The 230-nt window shown below is 63.0% G+C and carries 1 protein-coding gene; it reads right to left on the minus strand.

Annotated elements, in window-relative coordinates:
- Positions 1 to 230 (minus strand): hypothetical protein (locus ACN6NG_RS30090; RefSeq protein WP_474317580.1); only part of this gene is annotated, 230 nt, incomplete at both ends.

Below are 230 nucleotides of genomic sequence, written 5' to 3' on the forward strand. Positions count from 1 at the left end.
GCACCGTGGTTGTTGATCGGCAAGCCAGTCGGGCCGGTCAAGGTGACGGTGTAGGTGATGGTGCCACCTTCGGTCGCTTCGGCGGACGCAGTCAGCTTGGCCACGACTTCGGTCAGGGTGTCCTTGATTTCCACGCTGGCAGAAGGCTTGGTCAGCACCAGGTTCTCGAACGAGCGACCATCCGGCACGCTCGTACCGGTGATGCTCACAGTCAGGGAGCCGCCGTCGAC

This window comes from Pseudomonas sp. TSO6 (assembly GCF_056098905.1).